The organism is Streptomyces megasporus (genome assembly GCF_000718985.1).
Lineage (GTDB): Bacteria > Actinomycetota > Actinomycetes > Streptomycetales > Streptomycetaceae > Streptomyces > Streptomyces megasporus.
In genome coordinates this window covers 22773-46451 of the sequence record NZ_JODL01000031.1, presented here as the reverse complement: position 1 = coordinate 46451, position 23679 = coordinate 22773, and the positions used below count along the sequence as shown (strand labels likewise).

Genomic DNA, 23679 nt, shown 5'->3' with positions numbered 1-23679 from the left:
GGTTGGCGACCGGCCACGGCTGCATCATAGGGCAACGCCCCGAGCGACCGGCCGGACGTCGCTCACGCCGGGCCGCCCCCCGCCACCGGCACCGCTTCCCCCGGTGCCCGCGCCGGCTCGTCCGCCATCCTCCCGTCCTCCTCGATCTCCTCGATCTCCTCGATCTCCTCGATCCGGGCCGAGGCCAGGGGGATCGGGGTGAACATCTCGGGTTCCTCGTCCGGGGTCAGCGCGGTGGGGCCGTAGATCCAGTCGGTGAAGGAGTAGTCGTGGACGTCCCGCGCCCGCATGATCGCGTTGCGCCGCAACCGCTCGGTCCCGTCCAGGTGCCACAGTTCGCCCCAGGCGCGCGCCGTGGTCAGCACCCGTCGGCAGTGCTCGACGCGGACCGCCTCGTACGACGCCAGCGCGGCGTCCCAGTCCGGCCGGCCGCCGTTCCCGGTGGACCGCCGGGCGATGTGCTTGGCGAGCACCCACCCGTCCTCGATCGCCATGATCGCGCCCTGGGCCATGTACTGCAGCGGCGGGTGCGCGGCGTCGCCGAGCAGGGCGATGCGTCCGTACACCCACGTCTCGATCGGTTCCCGGTCGAACATGCGCCACCAGCGGTCCCGCCACATCAGCGGGATGCCCTTGCGCACGGTGTCGCAGGTCTGCTCGAAGGCCGCGTCCAGTTCGTCGGGCGTGCCCCAGTCCTCCTGCCCGGCCAGCGCCTTCGGCGACTCGAACACCGCCACCTGGTTGAACATCTCGCCGCCGCGCAGCGCGTACTGGACGAAGTGGCAGCGGGGGCCGACGTAGACGGTGACGTCCCGCTCCGCGATGCCGTTGTCCCGCACCCGCTCGATCGGGACGGCCGCCCGGTAGGCGACGTAGTCGGAGCTGACCACGTCGTCGCCCACCAACTGGCGGCGGGCTGGCGAGTGCAGCCCGTCGGCGGCGACGACCAGCGGCGCCTCGTGGACGCTGCCGTCCTCCAGGCGGACCCGGGCCCCGTCGGCGGTGTGCTCGTAGCCGACGACCGTCCGATCGGTCAGCAGCTCCACACCGGCGCGTTCGCAGGCCCGCAGGAAGATCCCGTGGAGGTCGCTGCGGTGGATGACCATGTAGGGAAAGCCGTAGCGCCGCTCCAGGTCGCGCAGGTCCAGCCGGGTCAGCTCGCGGGCGTCGAGCGCGTCGCGCATGACCATGTTCTCCGGAAGCACGCCGAGGCTCTTGGCTTCCTCCAACAGGCCGTACTCGTCGAGGATTCGAGTGCAGTTGGGCGCGATCTGCAGGCCGGCGCCCACCTCGCCGAACGCCGGGGCCTGTTCGAGGACGCGCACGCGCAGTCCCTCGCGGGCGAGGGCGAACGCGGTGCCGAGGCCCCCGATGCCTCCTCCGACGACGATCACGTCGGGTCGGCCACCGGTGGCGGGTGTCTTGGGGTTCATCGTCTTTTCCTCAGTCGTTTCGCGGGACGCCGCCGGGCGGCGTCGGAGTCGGCGTCAGAGCCAGGCCGCCAGGGTCGGCGCGGGCGTGCCGTCGGCGGCGGTGAGGCCGTTGTCCCGCCCGGTGAGGTAGGCCGTGAGGTCGTGCAGGGGGCCGGTGAGCCGGACCGGTTCGCCCTGGCCCGGCAGCTCCCAGCGGGTGGCGGTCCCGCTGTCGGGACCGGTGTCCGTCGCCTCCAGGAGCAGGGCCGGGCCGGGCGCGCTGGAGCGCTTGCCGACGACGTCGTCGCAGAGCGCGGCGAGGAAGTCGGCCGGCAGGTCGGCGAAGGACACCCCCGTTCCCAGGTCGACCGCGTGGACGCACACTTCGCGCGAGCGCAGCCACGGCACCTCGGTGGCCGGCACGGTCCGGCCCTGGGCGGTGACGACCCGCGTGCGCCACTGCTCCTCGCCGAGCGCGGCCATCCCCTTCTCCAGCGCGTCCGCCGAGCCGCGCAGCCACTCGGTCAGCTCACCGGCCAGCAGGGCACGGCCCCGTTCGATGCCGGCGGCGCGCTCCTCGGGCGAGGCGTACATCGGCGTCGGCTCGCCGGTGGCGGCCCAGTGCACCAGGTTGGACAGCGCCTCGGCGTTGGCGGCGACGTGCGCCGCCACGTGTGCCCGGCTCCAGCCGGGCAGGGCGCTGGGCGCGGCGTAGCCGTCGTCGTCGAGGCCGGCGGCGGCCTCGAGCATCAGCTCGGTGCCGAGCCTCGCCCAGCGGCGGGCGTCGTCGAACGTGCGGGACATCAGGCGGACTTCTCCTTGACGACCCGGTTCTCCAGCCGGCCGATGCCGTCGATCTCGGTGACGACCGTCTCGCCGCCCAGCAGGTAGCGGGCCGGTTTGCGGGCGTGGCCGACACCGCCGGGGGTGCCGGTGGCGATGATGTCGCCGGGGTTGAGACGGGTGATCGTCGAGACGTACTCCACCAGCGCGACCGGGTCGAAGAGCAGGTCGCCGGTGGTGTCGGACTGCATGACCTCGCCGTCGACGGTGAGGCGGACGTCGAGGGCGGGGCGGACGCCGCCCGGCAGCTCGTCGGGGGTGACCAGGTACGGGCCGACGGGGGTGCTGGAGTCCCACATCTTGCCCTGCAACCACTCGCGGGTGCGGAACTGCCAGTCGCGGCAGGTGATGTCGTTCAGGACGGTGAACCCGGCGATCGCCCGCTCGGCCTCCTCGCCCCGGGCGCGGCGCACGCGCTTGCCGACGACCACCGCGAGTTCGACCTCCCAGTCGAACGCGTCGGTCTCGTCCGGCCGGACGATGTCGTCCCCGGCGCCGACGAGGGAGTCGGCGAACTTGGCGAACAGGGTGGGGTGCTCGGGCAGGTCCCGGCCCATCTCCTGGATGTGGTTGCGGTAGTTCAGGCCGACGCAGACCACCTTCGACGGCCGCGGGACCACGGGCGCGAACTCGGCGCCCGCCACGGGGTACGTCGTCGAGCCGTCGGCGGCGGCGCGCTCGGCCCAGTCGTCCCGCGCCAACAGGGCGCCCAGGTCAAAGGCGCCCAGGTCGACCAGGACGTCGCCGTCGAGCCGCACGGCCCGCGTCGTGCCGTCGGTCCGGATGGTCGCGAGCTTCATCGGGTGTTTCCTTCCACATGGGTGCGGTCGAGCCGGAGGGCCTCGAAGACCGGGGAGTCGCTGAAGCGGAACAGGTCCAGCGCGCCGGAGTCGGAGTCGGTGGAGCCGGCCTCGGAGCGGATGGAGAGCGGCTGCCAGGACGGGACGACGAACAGGTCGCCGCGGGTCACGGACCAGGAGGCGTCACCGACGGTGACGGTGCCGGAGCCGTCGAAGACCTGGTAGACCGACGAGCCGGTCTCGCGCACCGGCGCGGTCTCGGCGCCGCGCACGACGCGGTGCATCTCGGCGCGGATGGTGGGCAGCACGTCGGCGCCGGTCGCCGGGTCGGTGAACCGGACGGCGGCGTGGCCGGGCTCGACGGTGCCGCCGAAGCCCTCCGCCTCGATGGCGAGTTGGTCGGCGAGGGCCCGGTCGGTGTGCTCCCAGCGGTACGCCGGCAGGGGCGAGCCGGGGCCGGTGACGCCGGCGGAGACCGGACGCAGTCCCGGGTGGCCCCACAGGCGCTCGGCGCGCGAACGGTCGGGGGTGATCCGCTCGGCGTCGCCGATCTCGTCGCGGCCGAACTCGAAGAACTGGCTCTCGGTGACGTACTGGAACGGGATGTCGAGGCCGTCGATCCAGGCCATCGGCTCGGAGGTGGCGTTGTGGTGGGCGTGCCAGTTCCACCCGGCCTGCGGGAGGAAGTCGCCGCGCCGCATCGCCACCGGGTCGCCGTCGACGACCGTCCACACGCCCTCGCCCTCGACGACGAACCGGAACGCGTGCTGGGTGTGCCGGTGCTCCGGGGCGTCCTCCCCGGGCATGAGGTACTGGATGGCCGCCCACAGCGTCGGCGTCGCGAACGGCCGGCCGCCCAGCGAGGGATTGGCCAGGGCGATGGCGCGGCGCTCGCCGCCGCGGCCCACGGGCACCAGGTCGCCCGCCCGGGACGCCAGCTCCCTCAGCCGCTCCCAGCGCCACAGGTGCGGCACGGCCCGCGAGCGCGGGTAAGCCAGCATCAGGTCGCCGATCTCGGTCCACAGCGGCACGAGCAACTCCTGCTCGAAGCCCCGGTACAGCTCCTCGAGCGCCGGGGTGACCTCGGGCTGGTCCTCGGCGGAGACGGCCCGCAGCCGGACGGGGGAACCCGCGGCGGTGTCGGTGGTGAAAGTGGAATCGATCACAGCGCTCAGCGTGCGCCGAGTTCGCATACAAGACATGTAGATTCTGGAGAGCAGAATTCGGAGGCGCCCCCATGGACAAGCCGCTCAAGACACCACCGCCCTACCCCATCGCCAGCGTCGACCACGCGCTGCGGGCGGCGACCATCCTGCAGATGGAGGGCGGCGCCACGGTCTCGCAGATCGCCGAGCGGCTGGGGGTGGCCCGGTCCACCGCGCACCGACTGCTGGCGATGCTCGTCTACCGGGACTTCGCCGTGCAGGACGAGGACCGCGTCTACCGGGCGGGCCCCGTCCTGGAACTGGCCGCGCACTCGCAGTCGCAGGTCTCCCGGCTGCGGGCCGCCGCCCTGCCCCACCTGCGCAGACTGGTCGACCGCCTGGACGAGACGGCGAACCTGACCATCCGCACGGGCGACACGGCCCGGTTCATCGCCAGCGTCGAATGCGCCCGGGTGCTGCGGGTCGGCTCCCGGGAGGGGATGGTCTTCCCCGCCCACCGCACGACCGCCGGCCTGCTGCTCCTCGCCGAGCTCACCGAGGCCGAACTGGAGGAGGTCTACGCCCCCGAGCGCTACCGCGACCGCCCCGGAGACCGTCCGGACCCGGCGGAGCTGCGCGCCGAACTCGCGCGCGTCGGCCGCAGCGGATTCTGTGTGAACCAGGAGCGCTCCGAGCGCGGGCTCGTCGCCGTCGGGGTGCCGGTGCGCGACCGGGACGGCGCCGCGCAGGCGGGCCTGTCGGTGTCCCTGCCCAGCGTGCGCTACGACCCGCGGCGGCTCCGCCTGCTGGTCACGACCCTCAACGCCGCGGCCCGCGCGCTGGAGGCGGACCTGGCCGCGGCGCCCTGATCCGGCCGGCCCGGCTCGTCCGGGACGGCGCCGTCCGGGACGGTGTCGTACGAGGCGGCCCCGGACCTCCGGGGAGCCGGTCGACACCGCCGCCGAAGGGTGGTCCCCGCGGGCGTCGGGCGGAACGGGGCGGCCCCTCATTGGTATGGACATGCCCGAGGAGCCCCTCTACAGTCTCCTTGGACCAGACCTGAGAGCGCTCTCAGTTTCTCCCTGCGTCTCCTGGCGTCTCTCGGTGTCTCTCCGCTGTTCGACCCCACCTCGGCCCCCACACCGAGCGACAGTAAGGAGCCCCCATGCGATCCCCCATGCGCCCCCTCAAGCGACCCCTCAAGCGACGCGGAACCGGCGTGCGCGCGACCCTGTCCGCACTGCTCGTGCTGGGCACCCTGACGGCCGCGGGAACCGGCCTCTCCTCGGCCGTGGCGGCCCCCGCCCCCGCCCCCGACTCCGCGGCCCCCTCGAAGTCCCTGGTGAATGCCATGGAACGCGACCTGGGCCTGAGCGAGCGCCAGGCGCGGGAGCGCCTGCGGCAGGAGGCGACGGCCGCCGAGGTGGCGCCCAAGGCCGAGAAGGCGGCCGGCGCCGCCTTCGGCGGAGCCTGGTTCGACGCCCGCGCCGGGAAGCTGGTCGTCGGCGTGACCAGTGAGAAGAAGGCCGAGGCCGTGCGGGCCGCGGGCGCGACGCCCCGGATCGTCGAGCACAGCGCCGAGGAGCTGGACGCCGCCAAGGACCGGCTCGACGCCCGGGCCGAGAAGAAGGCCGCCCCGGCCGGGGTCGGCAGTTGGCACGTCGACCCCCGCTCCAACACCGTGGTGGTCAACCTCGTCCAGGGCGCCCGGCGCGACGCCGCCGTCCGTTCCTTCCTCGACGACGCGCGCGAGGCCGGCCCCGTGACGGTGCGCGAGAGCACCGGCGAGGCGCCGCGCACCTTCGCCGCGGGCGTCGTCGGCGGCGACCCCTACTACACCGGCAACGCCCGCTGCTCCATAGGCTTCTCCGTCCACGGCGGCTTCGTCACCGCCGGGCACTGCGGCCGGACCGGCGACTCGGTGCGCGGCTGGGACGGCTCCCAGATGGGACAGTTCCGGGGCTCCTCCTTCCCCGGCAACGACTACGCCTTCGTGAGCACCGGCCACGGCTGGTGGACGGTGCCGGTGGTGCTGGGCTGGGGCAGGACGTCCGACGTGCTGGTGCGCGGCTCCGCCGAGGCCCCGGTCGGCGCCTCGATCTGCCGCTCCGGCTCCACCACCCAATGGCACTGCGGCCAGGTACTGGCCAAGAACGAGACGGTCAACTACAGCCAGGGCGCCGTCCACCAGATGACCAAGACCAGCGTCTGCGCCGAACCCGGCGACTCCGGCGGCTCGTTCATCAGCGGCGACCAGGCCCAGGGCGTGACCTCGGGCGGCTGGGGCAACTGCTCCAGCGGCGGCGAGACCTGGTTCCAGCCGGTCAACGAGATCCTGTCGGTGTACGGACTGACGCTGCACACCGCCTGACGACTCCTCCTCCCGCGCACGGGGGTGCGCACGACGGGGCCGCCCGGCCGACGCCGGGCGGCCCCGTCGCCGTGAACTCGCCCCGGAACGCCACCGTCGCGGGAACAAAAGAACCTCGGGAAGACACCCCAGGGAACGCTCGTACCGCGTCACATCCGTGAACGTGCCCGCTCCTTCGTGGCTTTGGCGATAGCGCCGGAGACGCTCCTCCCCCGCGGCCTTGACGCCCCACGCGACCACTCCTAGGGTTCCCGCAAGTTCATGAAAATGAAAGGCATTCAGGTATATGAACGAAGGGTGCGTGCGGAGTTGCCGCCGAAGCGTGGCCACCGCCCGACCCGACCCCGCACACCTTGACCGATCGGAGGAACCGGTGGACCACGGACCACGGACGGTGGCCGCATGAAGATACGCGACCTGATCGTCACCCCGATCGCCTTCCGGGACCCGCCCCTGCTCAATTCCACCGGCGTGCACGAGCCGCTGGCGCTGCGGTGCGTACTGGAACTGGTGACCGACGACGGCGTGATCGGCCTCGGCGAGAGCCCCGGCGACAAGGAACACCTGGAGCGGCTGGCGGTGGCCCGCGAGGCCGTCCTGGGCATGGACGTCTTCGCCACCACCGCCATCGGACAGGCCGTGGACGCCGCGCTCGGCGGACCCGACGGGCCGGTGCCCACCACCGCGCGGGCCGGGGTCTTCTCCGCGATCGAGGTCGCCTGTCTGGACGCCCAGGGGAAGATCACCGGGCGTCCGGTGTGCGACCTGCTGGGCGGGGCCGTCCGCGACGCCGTGCCCTACAGCGCCTACCTGTTCTACAAATGGGCCGAGCACCCGGCGCGGAACGGCCACGGCCCGATCCCCGACGAGTGGGGCGAGGCCCTGGACCCCGCCGGCATCGTCGCCCAGGCCCGGCGGATGGTGGACTCCCACGGCTTCCGGTCCCTCAAGCTCAAGGGCGGCGTCTTCCCGCCCGACGAGGAGATCGCCGCCGTCCGCGCCCTGGCCGAGGCGTTCCCCGGCCTGCCGCTGCGGATCGACCCCAACCACGCCTGGACACCGGAGACCTCGCGGTACGTGGCGCGGGAGCTGGAGGGCGTCCTGGAGTACCTGGAGGACCCCACCCCCGGCTTCGACGGCATGGCGTCCGTCGCCGCGGTCGCGAGCATGCCGCTGGCCACCAACATGTGCGTGGTCTCCTTCGAGACGATCCGCCCCGCCGTGGAACGCGGATCGGTGCGGGTGATCCTCTCCGACCACCACTACTGGGGCGGACTGCGCCGCACCCGCGAACTCGGCGCGGTCTGCGAGGCGTTCGGGCTGGGGATGTCCATGCACTCCAACTCCCACCTGGGCATCAGCTTGGCCGCCATGACCCACGTCGCGGCCGCCACCCCGAACCTCACCCATGCCTGCGACACCCACTACCCCTGGAACCACGCGGACGACGTCGTCGTCCCCGGCGCGCTGCGCTTCGTCGAGGGCGGCGTCCCGGTGCCCGATGGGCCGGGGTTGGGCGTCGAACTGGACCGGGAGGCGCTGGCCGAGCGGCACCGGACGTACCTGGAGTCGGGCCGCGAGCGACGCGACGACACCGGTTACCGATGCCGCCTCGACCCCGACTACGACCCCACGATCCCCCGGTGGTGAGACCCCGGCGGTGTTGCCTCGGCGGTGATGCCCCGGTGGTGACCCGGGTCACCGGTGGGGGACCGGTTCCGGGCCCCCACCGGGACAGGGATGTGTTACGGTTTCACCAGTTGCAGTTTTGGTACCCATGAACTCTGTGTGCGCCTGATGGTTGTGACCTTCGGGCGTCTTTTGTTTTCCGGCTCTTCCGGCGGGGTCTCAATGCGGCGACACGGAAATCCGCGAGGTGCGGATTTCCCGCACTGCCCCGTACGTAGAGGAGAACAGCATGGCCAAGGGCTTCCGTGAGCTCCACGAGGGCCAGAAGGTGACCTTCGACGTCACCCAGGGCCAGAAGGGCCCGCAGGCGGAGAACATCGTCCCCGCCTGACGCCCGACACGCCCACACGGCACACGGACCGGGGCCCGCACCACAGGGTGCGGGCCCCGGTCCGCGTTTCACCGCCGCGGCCGTCACGGCCCGGCCCGATGCCGACCGCACGGTTCCCCACCGCACCCCGATGGCCGAAACCGTGCCTTCTCACCGGCTCGTTCCCTCGATTCCCCGCCCGGCCCGGCCGGTCCGTCCGGCCGTGCCCGCGGGGTCTTCCTCGGCGCGTGCCACCCCGAGGAAGGGTCTTCCCGCATGACATCCGCCACCCGCTCCACCACCCGCCCCACCCGTCGACGGCCGCGCCGCGCCTCCGTCCCGCCCCAGGGTCGCCCGAACACCCCGTCGAAGAACGTGCCCTCGGGGAGCGCCCCGGCCACCGGCGCTCCCGGCCTCCCTCCGGTCTCCTCGTTCGCCGAACTGGACATGCCCGCCCCCCTGCTCGAGGAACTCGGCCGGCAGGGCGTCACCGAGCCGTTCCCGATCCAGGCGGCCACCCTGCCCGACTCGCTGGCCGGCCGCGACGTCCTGGGCCGGGGACGCACCGGTTCGGGCAAGACCCTCGCCTTCGGGCTGGCCCTGCTCGCCCGCACCGCCGGTCGGCGTGCCGAACCCCGCCGTCCCCTGGCCCTGGTCCTGGTGCCCACCCGGGAGCTGGCCCAGCAGGTCACCGACGCCCTCGCCCCGTACGCCCAGGCCGTGCGGCTGCGGACGGCCACGGTCGTGGGCGGCCTGTCGATCACCCGTCAGGCCGCCGTCCTGGGCCGCGGGGCCGAGGTGGTCGTGGCGACCCCCGGACGCCTCAGGGACCTGGTCGAACGCGGCCACTGCCGGCTGGACCAGGTGCGGACCACCGTGCTGGACGAGGCCGACCAGATGGCCGACATGGGCTTCCTCCCGCAGGTGACGGAGCTGCTGAGGCAGGTGCGCGCCGACGGTCAGCGGATGCTGTTCTCCGCCACCCTGGACCGTGACGTGGACCGGCTGGTCCGGCGCTTCCTGTCCGCCCCGGTGGTCCACTCGGTGGATCCCCCGGCGGGTGCCGTCACCACGATGGAGCACCACATCCTGAGGGTGAGCGTCGAGGACAAGCAGGCGACCACCGTGCGCATCGCCGCCCGCGACGGCCGCGTGATCATGTTCGTGCACACCAAGCGCGCCGTCGACCGCCTGGTCCGACGCCTGCTGGCCGAGGGCGTGCGGGCCGTCGCCCTGCACGGCGGGAAGTCCCAGAACCACCGCAACCGCACGCTGGAGCGGTTCCGGGCCGGACACGCCACGGTCCTGGTGGCCACCAACGTCGCCGCCCGGGGCATCCACGTCACCGGCCTCGACCTGGTCGTCAACGTGGACCCGCCCGCCGACCACAAGGACTACCTCCACCGCGGCGGCCGGACGGCGCGCGCCGGCGAGTCCGGCAGCGTCGTCACCCTCGTCCTGCCCGAGCAGCGCCGTGACGTCGACCGCATGGTGACCGCCGCCGGGGTGTCGCCGCGCGTCACCGCCGTCCGTCCCGGCGACCCGGAACTCGCCCGCATCACCGGCGCGAAGGCCCCTTCCGGCTTCCCCGTCACCCTCGCCGAACCGTCCGGCGAGCGGCCCCGGCGCGACGCCTCCGCCGATTCCCGCGCCGGGCGTCGCGGCCGGCGGGGACGGCGGACGGCCTCCGCCTCCTCTTCCGGCCGGGCGGCGGGAGGCGGGCGGGGCCGGAACCCGGCCGGGACGTCACGCGGCGCCTCCTGACCCCGCCCCCCCCTTCCGCCCCCGCGCCCTGCCGTCTCCCTCCGACGTGGGCACATGTCCGGACCCGTGCATGCCATCCGGCCCGCACGGGTACTCCGGACGGCCCGCAGAGATCGGAGGCACTCCATGGGAAAGATCAACAACCCGATCGAGCTGCAGAAGGCGCTGGGCGGCGTGGACTACCCCGCCGACCGCCGAACCCTGGTCGAGAACGCCAAGAAGAAGGGCGCGAAGGAGGAGGTGGTGCAGGAGCTGTCCTCGCTGAAGAAGGACCGTTTCGACGGTCCGGACGACGTCAGCAAGGCGGTCTTCGGCAAGGGGAGCTGACTGCCACGGCGACCACACGGCGTCCGACCGGGGTGCGGCCGGCTGCCGGCCGCACCCCGGTCGCACGGGTGCCGCGGGACGTCCCGCCCGCTTCCCTAACCGCGGTCGCCCTCTTCCTCCCCACCGGTGAGGTCCTCGCGGTCCACGCCGGCCTCGGACATGGCGTCCTCCAGCTCCCGCCCGACGTTCCCCCGCTTCTCGTTGGCGGCCTCGGCCCGACGGGCGGACTGCTCGCCCTGTTCGTCGAAGACGACCTGGTCGGTCTTCCGGGTCTTGGGCCGGTTCTCCTCGGGCGTGGTCATGACGGTCTCCTCGCTCCGTGACAATCGGTGACAATCCGTGATCCTCGCGGATCCTCCGGACAGCGGACGCCGTACCCGTTTACGCCCCGCGCATGCGGACCGATGCCACCGGTTCGCCATCGGTTCAAGGGCGCGGAGCGGGGCGGAAGCCCCGTCGTTTCCGCACGGGCGGGCGTGGACACACGCCGAGAGGGCGGCGAGTCCCGAAGTCGGGGCGGTCGGGGGAACGTCCGAGGTGGGGATCAGCCCCGCACGGCGAGGGCGCGGCGTACGGCGTAGGCGGCGGCGCCCAGCGCGAGCACCGCGGCCCCGGAGACGACCGAGGAGACGGGCAGGGCGAAGGCCAGGACGAGGCAGCCGACCAGCCCGACGGCGGGAACGAGGCGGTGGGGGCGGCCCTCGTCGGGGGTGAGGGTCCAGGCGGAGACGTTGGCGACGGCGTAGTAGACCAGGACTCCGAAGGAGGAGAACCCGATCGCCCCGCGCAGGTCCCCGGTCGCGGCGGCCACGGCCACGACGGCGCCGACGAGCAGCTCGGCGCGGTGCGGGACCTTGAACCTCGGGTGGACGGCGGCCAGGGCGTGCGGCAGGTGCCGGTCACGGGCCATGGCCAGGGTGGTCCGGGAGACACCGAGGATCAGGGCGAGCAGGGAGCCGAGCGCGGCGACGGCCGCACCGACACGGACGACGGGGACGAGCCAGTCGGCGCCCGCGGCCCGCACGGCGTCCGACAGCGGCGCCGTCGCCGCGGCCAGCCCGTCCGGGCCCAGCACCGTCAGGACCGAGACCGCGACCAGCGCGTAGACGACGAGGACGATGCCCAGTGCGATCGGGATCGCCCGCGGGATCGTACGGGCCGGATCGCGGACCTCCTCGCCCAACGTCGCGATGCGCGCGTACCCGGCGAAGGCGAAGAACAGCAGGCCCGCCGCCTGGAGCACCCCGCCGACGGTCGCGTCGGAGCCGACGTCCAGCCGGGCCGCGTCCACCGCGTCGGAGGTGAGGGCCGCGACCACCACGGCGGCGAGGACCGCCAGGACGACGGCCACGATGACCCGGGTCAGCAGGGCGGACTTCCGCACCCCGGCGTAGTTCACCGCGGTGAGCGCCACCACTGCGGCGACCGCGACCGCGTGCGCCTGACCGGGCCACACGTACAGGCCGACCGTGAGCGCCATCGCGGCGCAGGAGGCCGTCTTGCCGACGATGAAGCCCCAGCCCGCCAGGTAGCCCCAGAAGTCCCCGAGGCGCTCGCGGCCGTACACGTACGTGCCGCCCGAAGCCGGGTACCGGGCCGCGAGCCGCGCGGAGGACGTGGCGTTGCAGTAGGCGACCACGGCCGCCGGCACCAGGCCGATCAGCAGCCCGGAGCCGGCGGCGCGCGCCGCGGGGGCGAGCGCGGCGAAGACACCGGCGCCGATCATCGACCCCAGGCCGATCACGACGGCGTCGGGCACGCCGAGCGTCCGCCGCAACTCCTCCGGGACGCTGCCGGCGTTCGACGGCCTGCTCATGGGCACACTCCTCAGCGTCACGAGCGTCACGAGACCGCGCGCTTCACGGACTCCGATGTCGGCAGACGATATCCGAGCCGCGGACGGGCCCCACGGGCACGGCCCGACGCCGCGCGCCGGCCACGCCGAGCGCCGGGCGCACCCCGAAACCGCCGGCCACCCCGTCATGACGGAGCGGCCGGGCGGGTAGGACTTCGATCCCGACCGGACGTTCCCCCGGAAGCGATGCGAGGTTCGACGCATGGTCACGACCGCGGACGAGCCATGGTGGAAGACCGCCGTGGTGTACCAGATCTACCCTCGCAGCTTCGCCGACTCCGACGGTGACGGCGTCGGCGACCTGCGCGGCATTCTCCGGCGACTGGACCACCTCGCGGACCTGGGCGTCGACGTGCTCTGGCTCTCCCCCGTGTATCCCTCACCGCACGACGACAACGGCTACGACATCACCGATTACCAGGACATCGACCCGCTCTACGGCACCCTGGCGGACTTCGACGAGCTGCTGGCCGAGGTCCACCGACGCGGTATGAGACTCGTCATGGACCTGGTGGTCAACCACACCTCCGACGAGCACCCGTGGTTCGTCGCATCACGCGACGGCGGACCGGACGGCCCCCGACGCGACTGGTACTGGTGGCGTCCCGCCCGCCCCGGCACCGTCCCCGGCACGCCGGGCGCCGAGCCGAACAACTGGGGCTCGTTCTTCTCCGGGTCGGCCTGGGAGTACGACGAGACGTCCGGCGAGTACCACCTCCACCTGTTCTCCCGCAAGCAGCCCGACCTCAACTGGGAGAACCCGCACGTGCGGCAGGCGGTGTACGCCATGATGCGCTGGTGGCTGGAGCGCGGCGTGGACGGCTTCCGGATGGACGTCGTCAACCTCCTGTCGAAGGACCCCGCCCTGCCCGACGGCGAGGTGCCCGCCGGCGGCCGGTGGGGCGACGGGGCCCCGCACTACGTCTGCGGCCCTCGGATCCACGAATTCCTCGCCGAGATGCACCGGGAGGTGTTCGCCGGGCATCCAAAAAGGCTGCTGACGGTCGGGGAGATGCCCGGGGCGACCGTCGAGGAGGCGCGGCTGTTCACCGACCCGGCGCGGGCCGAGGTGGACATGGTCTTCACCTTCGAACACGTCGGACTCGACCACGGGGCGGGCAAGTTCGACGTCCGGCCGCTGCGGCTGTCGGAGCTGAAGGCGTCGTTGGCGCGCTGGCAGACCGGGCTGGGCGAGGTCGGCTGGAACAGCCTGTACTGGAACAACCACGACCAGCCCCGCGTCGTCTCCCGTTTCGGTGACGACTCCCCCGCCCACCGGGTGCGCTCGGCGAAGGCCCTGGCCACGGTGTTGCACCTGCACCGCGGCACGCCGTACGTCTACCAGGGCGAGGAGTTGGGCATGGCCAACGCCCCCTTCGCGTCCATCGACGACTTCCGCGACATCGAGTCGTTGCGCCACTTCGAGGAGGAGGTCCGGCACGGCGCCGACCCCGAGAAGGTGCTCGACGCGCTGCGCGTGATGGGACGCGACAACGCCCGCACCCCGATGCAGTGGGACGACTCCCCCGAAGCCGGTTTCACCGAGGGCGTCCCCTGGATCGCCGTCAACCCCGACCACACCGAGGTCAACGCCGCCGCGCAGGTCGCCGACCCGGACTCGGTGTACCACCACTACCGTCGACTGATCGCGCTGCGCCACACCGAACCGGCCGTGGCCTTCGGCGACTTCACCCCGCTGCTGCCGGACGACGAGCGGATCTGGGCCTTTCTCCGCCGCCACGAGGACGCCTCCGGTGGCGTCACGGAACTGCTGGTGCTCGCCAACCTGGGCTCCGAGCCGGCCTCCGTCCCCGTCCCCGCCGACTGGGCGGGCGCCGAGGCGCTGCTCACCGACCACCCCGGCGCGGCGCCGCTCTCCTCCCCCGCCACGCTCCTCGCCCCGTGGGAGTCCCGCGTCCACCGCCGCCGCGCCCCGGGGCGTTGAACACACCTGCGGACAGACGCGTACACACTCCCGAGGAACACGTACACCGCTGCCGTGTACGGCCTGTACCCCGCATCCGACTCTTACCGCGGTCGTTTCCCGGGTATGCCGACCGATACGGGAGAGAAGACTCCTGCCTCCGGGTGCCACCGGAGGCAGGACGCGGTGGGGGGTGCGTTCCGGGGTGCCACCCGGATCATCGGTCGCGCCCCTCACCGCAGGAGCCGCATCGGTGTGCTTGCAATGGGTGCGGCCCCGTTCGACGGGCTAATGGGACATGCAGACCTCCGACAGGAAGGCCACGAGAGGAACGCCTATTTCAAAGGCATATGCGAAGAGCAGAGCGCTCGTCATCGGTTTCGAGACACTTTCTGGTTAGAAACTTCATGTACATGCCGCACCTGAGTGCCATCAGGCCGCAGCGTGCCGATCATAGCCCTATCAGGCATGCATCACCGACGGGCCAACAGGCGTTCGGACGAGACCGTTGGAGAACACAAGAAGTCAACGCGGAGTTGAGTTCACTTTACGCCGCGATTGCCCTTCTCCGACGCCCCCTCCACTGGCCGCCCACCCCCTCCGGGAAGCCCTCCCTCTCGCCTTCGCTTTGCAACTGCGTTCGACTCGCGACGAGTTCGCAGAACGGCGAGCGCTCTCAACGTCTCGGCTTCCTCGGCCGATGCGTGGATGCGACGGGCGAGGACGAGTCCAGCTTCCAGGTGATCGGCGGCCTGTTGCTCCAAGCCCATATCCCCTTCGACGAGGGCCAGTTCACGCAGTGCCTGAATCTCCTCGTTGACCGCCCCAATCCGGCGGGCCAGGTCCAGTGCGGTCCTGTGCCGGGAGACCGCCTCTTCGCCGCGTCCCATCAACCGCAACGCACCACCAATTCCGTTGTGGGCGATTGCTTCATTCCGCTTGTCACCCATGCCACGAAACACAGAAAGCGCCTCCTGATACAGGATGTACGCGTCTCTGGCACTCCCGGAGCCCTGTGCAATGCTTGCCAAATTCATCCGAAGGGTGGCACGGTCGATACTGTTGCCCGCGGTAAGGGAAACCTCGAAGGCCTCTCCATAGGATTTTCCAGCGAGTTCCGTCTCACCCATTCCCCGATACGCTTCTCCTACATTGTTGAGAGCACGGTAGAGCCCCCGCAGGTCACCGGTGGATCTAAACCCGGAAACTGCCCCCTGGAAACATTCAAGAGATTTTTCAAGTTCTCCGAGATGCAGCAGCGTGATACCCATGGCGTTCAGGGAACGAGCCTGTTGCAGACGATCACGGCCGCGGGTCCGGATGGCCAGCACGCGTTGCTGGTGCGGCAGAGCCTGCATGTAGCGTCCGCTGTGCCAGAAGGTGATGCCGAACTGGTGGAGAGCCTCCGCCTCCACCTCCGGGGCGTCGATCTCCCGACCGATTCGGGCGGCGCGTTCGGTGCACTCGACGGCCGCCTCATACACTCCCGTCCGGATGTACACGGCACCGAGATCGAGCAGGGCGTGCGCCTCGGCCTCCCGGTCGCCCAGGGCGGACCAGTGCTCGACCGCGCGGCGGAGCGGCGGCTCCGCGACTCCCCAGTGGCCCTCCGTCTCCAGGAATCCGGCCAGGACGTGGGAGAAGATCGCGAACTCGCCGGGCGACCGGTGCGCACCCACGTACTCCAGCGTCGCGAGGAGATTGGCCTCCTCGACGACGAACCATTTCCGAAGATCCGGTGCTTCGGCCGGCCGGGCCGAAGCCGTGTTCCATCGCCCGTTTTCGATCTCCATGCGCGTACGGTGCGGATACACCACGCGGTCGGCGATGTCTGCCGTGTACAGATAGTGGTCGAGAAGCCGCTGGACGGCCTGTCGGCCCTCCTCGGCGACAACCACCGTGCGGGCGTACTCGCGCAACAGGTCGTGCATGCGGTAGCGGTGCGGCGAAGGCTCGATCAACAGATGACAGTTGAGGAGATCCTCCAACACCCGATCCGTTTCCTCGACGGACAGTCCGGCCAGCGCGGCGGCGGCACAAAGACCGAACTCCGCACCCGTGTGCAGGCTCGACAGGCGAAACACCCTCCGTTGAACGGGGGTGAGACTCCGGTAGGAGAACTCGAATATTCCGGTGATCCCCCGGTGGGCGTCGCGGATCTCGGTGAGCCGCCCACCGCCCGCCAGGCGTTCGACGAGGTCCGCGGCCGTCCAGGACGACCGGGCGAGGAAACGGCTCGCCACGATGTCGACGGCCAGCGGCAGGTGTCCGCACAACCGCACCACCTCCGCGATCTCCTCGTCGCGGGGAGCCCGCTCGGGGCCGACGCGACGCCGGAACAGCTCGATCGCGTCCGGCTCCGGCAGGACGTCCAGGGAGAGCGTGCGCACCCCGGCCAGACCGGTGAGCCGACGCCGTCCTGTGATCAGCACCAGGGACGGGGAGGCGCCGGGCAACAACGGCCGGACCTGCTCCGGGCCGGCCGCGTCGTCCAGGATCACCACCGCGCGCCGATCGGCCATCAAGGTCCGCCACCGAGCCGTCAGTTCCTCCAGCGTGCGCGGGAGCCGGTCCGCCGGCACGCCGAAGAGACGCAGCAGCTCGGCCAGCGCGTCCTGGGGACCACGGGGTTCCCGATCGGGGTCGTAACCGCGGAGCGCGAGGTGGACGCGACCGTCGGGGAAGTGCGTGCTCAGCCGGTGCGCGACGTGGACGGCCAGCGAGGTCTTCCCGACGCCGGCCATGCCGTCGATGGCCTCCAGCGCGACGACGCGCGAGGCCGGGCCGACCGCCGTGGTGGCCGCGGCCACGATCCGGTCGATCTCGTCCCGGCGGCCGACCCAGGGGATGTCCGGCGGCAGGTTGTCGGGGGGCGGGTGGTCCGGACGCGGGACGCGCTCCGGGACGACCACCGCCGGGCCGGCGGGCGGCAGCAGTTCCGCCGGCGGGATCCGGTTGACGATGCCCTGCTGGACCCGGTGCAGCCGCTCCCCGACCTCCACTCCCAGGTCCTGGACCAGCCGGTGCCGGGCGCGGTGGAGGAGTCGGGTGGCCTCGGCCGTCCTTCCGGAGCCGTACAGCGCCAAGGCCAGGAGCTCGACCAGCGACTCGTCCAGGGGGTTCCGCTCCACCAGGGCCGACAGCGGTGGCACGGCGTCCGCGTACCGGCCCAGCCGCAGGTCGATCCCGGCGCGCAGCACGGTCGCCGCGGAGCTTCCTCGGGCGAGCTCGCCGCGCACCTGTTCGGCCCACAGGCCGTACACCCCGGTCAGCGGCTCGCTCCGCCACAGTCCGGACGCTTCGTCGAGCAGGCGCAGCGCCCCGTGGGGGTCGCCGCTCTCCGCGCGGGCACGGGCCCGGCCGACAAGGTCCAGGTAGCGCCGTACGTCCACCGTCCCGGGGTCGGCTTCGAGCGTGTAGGCGTGCGCGCGCCCCGTCAACGAAGGCGCCTCGGGTCCGCCGAGATCCCGCATGGCCTTGCGGATGCGCGACACGAGGGTGTGGAGGTTGCCGCGCGCCCCGGCCGGCGAGGTGCCGTCCCAGACGCGGCGGATCAGGGTGTCGACGTGCACCGCGCGGCCCGCGTCCCAGGCGAGCGCCGCCAGGACGTGGCGTCCCTTGGCCGAGACGGACGCGCCACGCCGTTCACCGGCCCGCAGCTCGACGGGCCCGAAAAGCAGTATCCGGAACTCCACCAGCGCCCCTCTCGCCGGTACCGCCCCGCGGTGACAGAAGCATGGCAGCGCGTCACCGCGGTCATCCAGAGAGCATCGGGACATCGGCTGAAAACCGGTCAGATCCGCGGCAGGTGCGATCGAGTGTCGTCCCCATGGGGAATTCATCGGGTCAGGGGTTGCGGATCGGAAGCGGCTGTGCAAGAACTCGCCGCCACCTCGGGAGCACACCGGAAAGGGGGTCGGGGGGACCGGTGCCGGGCAGGGAAGTGCTGGTGAACGCCCTCGCATGGGCCCTGGCGGCCGACGGGGACGGGCGGGCGCGGGAGGCCCGCGCCGCGCTGGAGCACGTTCTGCGCCACGCGGCCGGGCCGGACGCGGAACCGGCCATGGCGGGCCACGTGGCGGAGGACGAACCCCCGCCGGACGCACGTTATCTCGCCACCGCCCTGGCTCGACGGGCGGACCGCGACAGCCGGCTGCTCGACGCCCTGCGCATCTGGCTGAGGGCACACCCCCCGCCTCACGGGCCCACCGGAGGCCACACGAACAGCATCGGCGGCCACGCCCTGCTCCACGGGCCGACCGTGCAGGCCCGGGACATCCACGGCGGCATCCACGTGCACCAGACCCCCGCCACCCCGCAGCGCCCGCCCACCCCCCGCCAACTCCCGCCCCTCACAGCACACTTCGCCGGCCGCGCGGAGGACTTGGCGGACCTGGAGGCGCTGCGCGCGGCCCACCCCCGTCCCGCGCCGCGACTCGTGGTGATCAGCGGCCCGGCGGGGGTGGGCAAGACCACGCTCGCCTCCCGCTGGCTGGGCGACCTCACCGAGGAGTTCCCCGACGGCCAGCTCTACGCGGACCTGGGAGGCTACGCGCCCACCGGCCCGACCCGGCCCGCCGACGTCCTCGACCGCTTCCTGCGCGCCCTGGGCGTGACGACCGTGCCCGGCAACCTGACCGAGCAGGTCGCGCTCTGGCGTTCGGTCACCGCCGATCTGCGCCTGACCGTCCTCCTCGACAACGCCTACACCGCCGCGCAGGTACGGCCGCTGGTGCCCGGGATGTCCGACAGCCTCGTCGTCGTCACCAGCCGGCAGCGACTGACCGGCCTCGTCGTCGACGGCGCGGCGGTCCACCACCTACGAGCCCTGGAACCGGACGCGGCCCTGGACCTGCTCCGCCACGGGGGCGGCGAGCGGGTGGCCCGCGACCCCGAGACCGCCCACCGCGTCGTCCGGCTGGCGCCTTCCTGCCCCTGGCGGTGAGCCTGGCCGCCGCCCACCTGGCGGCACGGCCCCGGCAGCCGCTGTCCGCGCTGGCCGCCGCCCTGGACCGGGGCCGTGGGCCGCTGGAGGCGTTACGGGTGGAGGGCGAGGCGGCCGTCCGCACCGCCCTGGACGAGTCCTACCGCGCGCTGCCCGAGGACGCCGCCCGGGTCTACCGGCGACTGGGAACGCTGCCCGTCACTCACTACGACACGCCCCTGGCCGCCGCGTCCTGCGACCTGCCGGTCGAGGAGGCCGAGCGGGCGCTGGACCTGCTGGTGGAGACCAACCTCCTGGAGGACGCCGGTTCGGACAGCCTCCGCTTCCACGACCTGGTCCGCCTCCACGCCGCCCAGCGCGGCGAGGCCGAGGAGAACCCCGCGGCCCGCCGGGAGGTGGCCCGACGATTCGTGGACTGGTGCCTGGCCACGGCCACGGCGGCCGAGGCGATCCTCTCTCCCGTCCATCGCAGACTCGCCCGGAACTACGCCCACCCGCCCACCGTCGGCGCCCCCTTCGGGGACGGCGAGACGGCGCTGGCCTGGCTGGACACCCGCCGGAACACCCTGATGGCGGCGGTCCGGCTCAGCGACGAGGCCGGGTGGGACGCGACCACCTGGCAGCTCGTGGACGCGATGTGGCCGCTGTTCCTGCGGCTGCGCCCCACCGAGATGTGGATCGAGGCCCACACCGTCGGCCTGGCCGCCGCCCGACGGGACGGGGACCGGGAGGCCGTGGGGCGGATGCTCACCTCGGGCGGCAACGGGCTGCGGGACGCCGGCCGGATCGAGGAGGCGGCCGACTGGTACGAGCGGGCACTGCGGCACGCCGAGGAGGACGGGGACGTACGCGGGCAGGCCCAGGCGCTCAACGGGCTCGGCAACGCGCGGCTGCGCGCCGGCCGGCTCGACGACGCCGAGGCGTACTTCACCCGCGCCCTCGCGCTGCGCGAGTCCATCGGATACGGGCGCGGCGCCGCACTGTCACGGCTGTGCCTGGGCGAGACCGCGCTGGCCCGCGACGACCACGGCCCGGCCATCGGACACCTGTCCCGGGCGTACGCCGATCTGAGGGCGGTCGGCGACACTTACGACGCCGCCCGGGCCTTGGCCCTCCTCGGCCACGCCACCGCGTGCGCGGGCGACCCCGTGGGCGGCCGGGAGCACCTGTGGAAGGCGCTCGCCGACTTCCGCGAGACCGGCTCGGCACACTGGCAGGCCCGCGCCCTGGAACTGCTCGGGCTCGCGGCCCGCCGCTCGGGCGAGGAGGACCAAGCCCGAGAGCTGTTCCGACGCGCCCTGGACATCTACCGGCCTCTCAGCCCCTCGAACGCGCGGCGGCTGGAGGACCGGCTCCGGGCGCCGGACGCCGGAGCCGATCCCCCCGGCCCGTCGGCCTGACCCGACGGGCCGGCCTCACAGCCGCACGACACGCACCCGCGCCGCACCACGCCCCGCACCGGCCCTGCCGGCCCCACCGTCCAGGACCACGGTGCGCAGGACGTCCACGGAGTGCCCCGCCACCAGCCAGGAGTGCAGGAGCGAGGCGAACGCCGACCACCGCCGCACCGACAAAGCCGCCCCGCCCACGGGCAGTGCCACCAGCAACCGGCCGTCACGGACGCCGGCCACACAGCCGCCGTCCGCGCGCGGCACGGCCGCCACCAGACACCCCGGGTGACGGTCCAGCACGTCGGCCACCCGGCGCTCGGCCCACCGAGCGGGGAGCGGACGGCTGCCGCCGAGGACGTCCGCGTACTCGTGCCAGCGGACGTCCTCCCGCCGGTCGGGGTCCGCGCACACGTGGACGTCGGCGAAGGGCTCGGTGACCGCCGAACGGTACGGCGGGGGCGCCGTGCGCACCACCGTGACCCACATGCCGGCGGACGACAGCACCGCGACCCGGGTGCGGACCACGGGCGTCACGCCGGAACCCCCGGCACCGGCGTCCCCCCGTGGTCCAGTGGCGCCGGCACGGCGGCCGGCTCGGTGACGGGTTCGTACGCCGGCTCGGCCAGGCCCAGCAGCCGGTACACCAGCCGGCGCATGAGACGGTTGAAACGACCGGGCTCGGAGGTGAGCCCCGCCGCGACACGCCGGTACTCCCGCGGCCGGTACTCCTCGGCCGCGTACCGCAGTTGCCCCTCCAGAGGATGCAGCGGCGACAGCGCGGGCGCGACACGGGCGAGGTGCGCCGCCGGCGATCCCGGCAAGATCTCCTCGCCGGGATCGCGGTCCAGCAGGATGGGAGCGCCCGTCAACGTGCCGTAGGCCGTCACCGACCCGTGGTCGCCGACGATGAAGTCCGCGGCGACCAGCGGCGCGTACCAGTCGGTGTCCGGCGGCAGGAGCGCCAGCCCCCGACGGCGGCAGGCGGCCAACCACGCCCGGACCTGCCACCCTCCGTGTCCCGCCCAGACATTGGGATGGACCAGAAGCGCCGTGCGATACCTCTTCCGGGGAAGCTCGCCCAGCAGCCTCGGCAGCAACGCCTCGAAACGCCCGAAGGACGAGGACGGGCCCCACGTGGAGGTGAACAGCACCAGCTTCCGCCCCTCGGTCAACCCGAGGGCGCGCCGGTACCGTTCCCGGTGCGGCAGGCTGGCGACGATCCGGTCGTGCCCGGGGTCGCCGACGACCACGGCCCTCGGCACCGCTTCGGGGCAGGAGCGCTCCAACTGCCGAAGGTGCCGCTCGTGCGCGAGCACGATCGCCGTGGGAACCACCTTGCCGTCGCGCATCAGATGGCGGCGGCTGAGCATGCCCGGCACGCGCGCCGGGCCCGCCTCGCCGTCCTCCACGCCGCGCAGCGGCTTGATGTGACCGACACCGTGCGGCATGCGCACCACGGGCGCCCGCACCTGGTCGATTCCCTGAGAACCCGCGGCCAGGGCCAGGTCGAACCGGGCACCCACCGCCTTCTCCCACGGCACCACGTCGATGCCCAGGTTCCGCAGGTGCCGGGCCACGCCGCCGCCGAAAGCGTGCGGCGCGACGGTGAAGACCACCTGGATCCGCAGATCGGACTCCAGGAGCGAGACGACCTCGCGCAAGCGGTGCACGTAGGTCATGGTGTGCGCGACGGCCAGGACCCTCTTGCAGCCGGTCCGGGTGAGCCACTGGCCCTGCTGGATCACGGCAGGCTCCGTGCGCCTGCTCGAAGCGGACATGAACTTCCCCCATGTGTCGACGGGTTGCTGCGTCGGAGTGGAGGTGCCCGTGGACGCGGGCCGTTTTCCTGCAACCTCCTTGCCGAAACCTTGCACTCCCCGCCGAGCCCCACCGAGGCGTCCAGTGGGCGGCCGCGCACATCACCGGTACGGGCGAGCCTGACGCCCGAATCGGCGGGTAGGCCCCCGAGCACCGCACCCGACGAGCGCCACCCCCCTCCACCGCCCCGGAACGCCCCCTTCCACCGGCGGAGGCACGGGCCGGCGCCGACCCCACCCTCGGACCCCACCCTCGTTTCCGCGGCAGGAGAACGACCTTGTCCCCCAGACCGACGCGACGCGGCTTCCTCAACCTGGCCGGCAGGACGGCGGTCGCCGCCGGCGCGACCGCCCTCCCCACCCCGGCCCACGGCACGGCACCCACCACCCCCCACACCCCCGCACCCGTCCCTCCCCGACCCCCGGACGACGTCTGCGACGAACCCCCCGACGCGGGCGTCCGGTGCGACCTGGACCGGGCGGACACCTGATGGCCCTCTTCGTCCCCCGCTCGGCCTGGGGAGCCCGCCCCGCCCGGAACCGGCCCACCGACATCACCCCCGGGAAAGGCGGCGTCACCATCCACCACGTGGGAGCCTCACCCGTCGCCTGCTCCGAACACCGCGACTGCGCCCGCCAGGTACGCGGCATCCAGGACCACCACATGAACACCAACGGGTGGGGCGACATCGCCTACACCCACCTGGTGTGCGTCCACGGCCACGTCTTCGAGGGCCGGGGACCGGGCGTGCGGACCGCCGCCAACGGCTCCGCCTCCGGCAACCAGAACTGGTACGCGGTGTGCTCGCTCACCGGCGGCACCTCCTCCCACTACGACCCCGTCACCGACCCGCTCCTGGACGCCCTGCGCTGGTCGATCGCCCACCTCCGCGACGTCGGCGGCGCGGGCGACGCGATCAACCGGCACGCCGACCACACGGCCACCTCCTGCCCGGGACGGCTCTCCTCCCACGTGCGGGACGGCTCCCTGGAACCCCGCTCCCGCCCCTGACCGGGCGGCGCCCCCCGCACGGGCACCGACCCCGCGTGCCCCGTTCGGCCCTGGGAGAGCGGGCACGGGTCACG

Annotated in this window: 19 protein-coding genes and 1 pseudogene; 11 read left to right on the top strand and 9 right to left on the bottom strand. The window is 73.0% G+C overall.

Translation table 11 applies throughout. The annotated features are described in order from the left end of the window. Window positions 1–62 precede the first annotated feature (62 nt). The 4 genes from IF47_RS0122800 to IF47_RS0122785 are packed head-to-tail and all read right to left on the bottom strand — an operon-like array spanning window position 63 to window position 4221. Window positions 63–1433: an FAD-dependent oxidoreductase gene (locus IF47_RS0122800; protein WP_211257251.1), complete on the bottom strand. Its 1371-nt coding sequence runs from the start codon at window positions 1431–1433 to the stop codon at window positions 63–65. A gap of 54 nt (window positions 1434–1487) precedes the next feature. Next, window positions 1488–2216: a maleylpyruvate isomerase family mycothiol-dependent enzyme gene (locus IF47_RS0122795; RefSeq protein WP_031510816.1), complete on the bottom strand. Its 729-nt coding sequence runs from the start codon at window positions 2214–2216 to the stop codon at window positions 1488–1490. Further along, a complete protein-coding gene (locus IF47_RS0122790; protein ID WP_031510814.1) occupies window positions 2216–3055 on the bottom strand; it encodes a fumarylacetoacetate hydrolase family protein in 840 nt (279 codons plus the stop codon). The genes IF47_RS0122795 and IF47_RS0122790 overlap by 1 nt, the downstream gene beginning before the upstream one ends. Further along, window positions 3052–4221 (bottom strand): cupin domain-containing protein, encoded by a 1170-nt coding sequence (locus IF47_RS0122785; protein ID WP_031510813.1) that lies wholly within the window; start codon window positions 4219–4221, stop codon window positions 3052–3054. The genes IF47_RS0122790 and IF47_RS0122785 overlap by 4 nt, the downstream gene beginning before the upstream one ends. A gap of 71 nt (window positions 4222–4292) precedes the next feature. Between IF47_RS0122785 and IF47_RS0122780 the strand changes: the two genes are divergently transcribed. From IF47_RS0122780 to IF47_RS0122755, 6 genes and pseudogenes are all read left to right on the top strand, one after another. Beyond that, window positions 4293–5069: an IclR family transcriptional regulator gene (locus tag IF47_RS0122780; protein WP_031510812.1), complete on the top strand. Its 777-nt coding sequence runs from the start codon at window positions 4293–4295 to the stop codon at window positions 5067–5069. Window positions 5070–5365: 296 nt separating this feature from the next. Next, window positions 5366–6571, top strand: coding sequence for a S1 family peptidase (locus tag IF47_RS0122775; protein WP_245641199.1), 1206 nt, complete (start codon window positions 5366–5368; stop codon window positions 6569–6571). A 402-nt stretch (window positions 6572–6973) separates the two neighbouring features. Beyond that, the gene (locus IF47_RS0122770) at window positions 6974–8221 is read left to right on the top strand and encodes a glucarate dehydratase family protein (protein WP_031510808.1); all 1248 of its coding nucleotides are present in this window, start codon (window positions 6974–6976) and stop codon (window positions 8219–8221) included. Window positions 8222–8483: 262 nt separating this feature from the next. After that, window positions 8484–8591 (top strand): annotated as a pseudogene (locus IF47_RS30330) (cold-shock protein); the annotation flags it as partial. Between the two features lie 255 nt (window positions 8592–8846). Beyond that, window positions 8847–10334, top strand: coding sequence for a DEAD/DEAH box helicase (locus IF47_RS0122760; protein ID WP_031510806.1), 1488 nt, complete (start codon window positions 8847–8849; stop codon window positions 10332–10334). A 126-nt stretch (window positions 10335–10460) separates the two neighbouring features. Beyond that, the gene (locus IF47_RS0122755; protein ID WP_031510805.1) at window positions 10461–10661 is read left to right on the top strand and encodes a DUF2795 domain-containing protein; all 201 of its coding nucleotides are present in this window, start codon (window positions 10461–10463) and stop codon (window positions 10659–10661) included. Between the two features lie 95 nt (window positions 10662–10756). On the opposite strand, the gene IF47_RS28105 is transcribed toward IF47_RS0122755, so the two are convergent. Both IF47_RS28105 and IF47_RS0122745 read right to left on the bottom strand, forming a co-directional pair. After that, a complete protein-coding gene (locus IF47_RS28105) occupies window positions 10757–10963 on the bottom strand; it encodes a hypothetical protein (protein WP_037733155.1) in 207 nt (68 codons plus the stop codon). Window positions 10964–11205: 242 nt separating this feature from the next. Continuing rightward, complete coding sequence (locus tag IF47_RS0122745) at window positions 11206–12477, bottom strand: APC family permease (RefSeq protein ID WP_031510804.1); 1272 nt, start codon at window positions 12475–12477, stop codon at window positions 11206–11208. Window positions 12478–12718: 241 nt separating this feature from the next. Between IF47_RS0122745 and IF47_RS0122740 the strand changes: the two genes are divergently transcribed. Beyond that, entirely contained in the window at window positions 12719–14461 is a 1743-nt protein-coding gene (locus IF47_RS0122740; protein WP_031510803.1) for an alpha-glucosidase, read from the top strand. A 521-nt stretch (window positions 14462–14982) separates the two neighbouring features. Here the strand turns inward: IF47_RS0122740 and IF47_RS0122735 are convergent. Next, window positions 14983–18135, bottom strand: coding sequence for an AfsR/SARP family transcriptional regulator (locus IF47_RS0122735; protein WP_051718115.1), 3153 nt, complete (start codon window positions 18133–18135; stop codon window positions 14983–14985). 254 nt (window positions 18136–18389) lie between these two features. Here IF47_RS0122735 and IF47_RS31660 point away from each other — a divergent pair, with 254 nt between their 5' ends. Together IF47_RS31660 and IF47_RS28100 are read left to right on the top strand one after the other, a co-directional pair. Next, complete coding sequence (locus IF47_RS31660) at window positions 18390–19385, top strand: ATP-binding protein (RefSeq protein WP_245641198.1); 996 nt, start codon at window positions 18390–18392, stop codon at window positions 19383–19385. Next, a complete protein-coding gene (locus IF47_RS28100; RefSeq protein WP_245641197.1) occupies window positions 19382–20785 on the top strand; it encodes a tetratricopeptide repeat protein in 1404 nt (467 codons plus the stop codon). Before IF47_RS31660 ends, IF47_RS28100 begins: the two co-directional genes overlap by 4 nt. A gap of 15 nt (window positions 20786–20800) precedes the next feature. On the opposite strand, the gene IF47_RS28905 is transcribed toward IF47_RS28100, so the two are convergent. Both IF47_RS28905 and IF47_RS0122720 read right to left on the bottom strand, forming a co-directional pair. Then, the gene (locus IF47_RS28905; RefSeq protein ID WP_051718114.1) at window positions 20801–21310 is read right to left on the bottom strand and encodes a hypothetical protein; all 510 of its coding nucleotides are present in this window, start codon (window positions 21308–21310) and stop codon (window positions 20801–20803) included. After that, window positions 21307–22554: a hypothetical protein gene (locus IF47_RS0122720; RefSeq protein ID WP_211257250.1), complete on the bottom strand. Its 1248-nt coding sequence runs from the start codon at window positions 22552–22554 to the stop codon at window positions 21307–21309. The genes IF47_RS28905 and IF47_RS0122720 overlap by 4 nt, the downstream gene beginning before the upstream one ends. 317 nt (window positions 22555–22871) lie before the next feature. Between IF47_RS0122720 and IF47_RS0122715 the strand changes: the two genes are divergently transcribed. Next, entirely contained in the window at window positions 22872–23084 is a 213-nt protein-coding gene (locus IF47_RS0122715; RefSeq protein WP_031510798.1) for a twin-arginine translocation signal domain-containing protein, read from the top strand. After that, window positions 23084–23605 carry a peptidoglycan recognition protein family protein gene (locus IF47_RS0122710; protein ID WP_031510796.1) on the top strand — a complete coding sequence of 174 codons (522 nt, stop codon included), beginning with the start codon at window positions 23084–23086 and terminating at the stop codon, window positions 23603–23605. Before IF47_RS0122715 ends, IF47_RS0122710 begins: the two co-directional genes overlap by 1 nt. Window positions 23606–23679 lie beyond the last annotated feature (74 nt).